The sequence below is a fragment of the Komagataeibacter xylinus NBRC 15237 genome (genome assembly GCF_001571345.1).
Classification (GTDB): domain Bacteria; phylum Pseudomonadota; class Alphaproteobacteria; order Acetobacterales; family Acetobacteraceae; genus Komagataeibacter; species Komagataeibacter xylinus.
Genome location: NZ_BCTP01000116.1, coordinates 1 through 1556, shown reverse-complemented (window position 1 = coordinate 1556; position 1556 = coordinate 1). Strand labels below are relative to the sequence as shown.

Here is a 1556-nt window from a genome sequence, read left to right as displayed (position 1 = left end):
TGGATGGCTTGTGGATCGATGCATCCAGCTGGCCAGAACGCATGCCCATCCGGATGTCCCGGAGAAAACGGTGTGGGAGATGTTCCTGGCCGAGCGCGCGGCTCTGGTTCCTTATGCCGGTTCCTTTGACGGGTTCCATGCCCGCATGGCATCCGTCACGAAAACCTGCCTGGTCCGCTTTGACAACAACCGGTATTCCGTCTCCAGCAGCGCGGTTGGTCGCCCTGTGGAACTCAGGGCCTATGCCGGGCGCATCGAAATCCGGCAGGATGGCCGGACGGTTGGGGTCCATGCCCGCTCGTTCGAGCGGGACCGGACGGTTTATGATCCATGGCATTATATCGGGGTGCTGGAGCGCAAGCCGGGTGCCCTGCGCAATGGCGCTCCATTCCGGGACTGGATCCTGCCCGTCTCCATTGAACGGATCCGCAGGCGACTGGCTGACAGGCCAGGTGGCGACAGACAGGTCGTACGTCTTCTGGTTGCCGTGAACGAGCATGGCCTGACCTGCGTGGATCAGGCCTGCCGGGAGGCCCTGGAAGATGGCATGCATTCCGTTGATGTCATTCTCAACATCCTGTCACGCCGGGATGAAGCCACAAATCCCGTCCTGCCTGCCCTTCCCGAACCTCTGGTCCTGCATCATGCTCCTGTGGCTGACTGCAGCCGGTATGATATCCTGAGGACACGCCCATGATGGAACGTGGGCCGATCCTCCAGGCGATGGCGGAACTGAAACTCTACGGTATGAAAGCTGCCTATGATGAACTGGTGACCCATGCGGTCAAACGACAGTATCTGCCCCAGCAGGTCATAGGAGAACTGCTCCAGGCCGAAATACATGAAAAGCAGGCCCGGTCGGTACGCTACCAGATGACCATTGCCCGGATGCCGCGGGCACAGGATGTCGAGGACTTTCAGTTCGCGGATACGCCCGTCAACGAAACCCTTGTCCGTGACCTGGCTCGGGGCGAATTCCTCGACCTCAAGCGTAATGTCGTGCTTGTGGGGGGCACAGGTACCGGCAAAACCCACCTGGCCACGGCCATTGGCCGGAGCTGCATCCGCACAGGTCGGCGTGGCCGGTTCTTCAACGTGGTGGACCTGGTCAACCGGCTTGAGGCTGACAGTCGGGCGGCAAGGGCGGGTCGGCTGGCCGAACAACTCGGCCGACTGGACTTTATCATCCTCGACGAACTGGGATACCTGCCCTTTGCCCAGTCTGGCGGACAGTTGCTGTTCCATATGATCAGCCGCCTTTATGAACAGACCTCGGTCATTGTCACCACGAACCTGTCCTTCGGTGAATGGGCCAGTGTATTCGCCGACGCCAAGATGACCACGGCACTGCTCGACCGTCTGACCCATCACTGCGACATCATCGAGACAGGGAACGAAAGCTGGCGGTTCAGGAACCGTAACTGAACCTCTCTCCAGATCCATACCTGCCCCGGCCTGTCTCCTTACGCCTACGGCTTCAGGAGACAGGCCGGGCCTTCAACAGGGGGTTAATATTGCATGCCGATCAGGGGTTATTTTTGAGTGCCGATTGACAA

At 59.8% G+C, this 1556-nt stretch carries 2 protein-coding genes; both read left to right on the top strand.

Going from position 1 to position 1556, the window contains the following annotated elements:
• Window positions 1–697, top strand: a 697-nt coding sequence (locus GXY01S_RS16625; RefSeq protein WP_408884313.1) for a Mu transposase domain-containing protein, incomplete at its 5' end; no start/stop codon positions are given.
• Window positions 694–1425: an IS21-like element helper ATPase IstB gene (gene istB, locus GXY01S_RS16620; RefSeq protein WP_269446811.1), complete on the top strand. Its 732-nt coding sequence runs from the start codon at window positions 694–696 to the stop codon at window positions 1423–1425. The genes GXY01S_RS16625 and istB, both read left to right, overlap by 4 nt.
• Window positions 1426–1556: the final 131 nt, after the last annotated feature.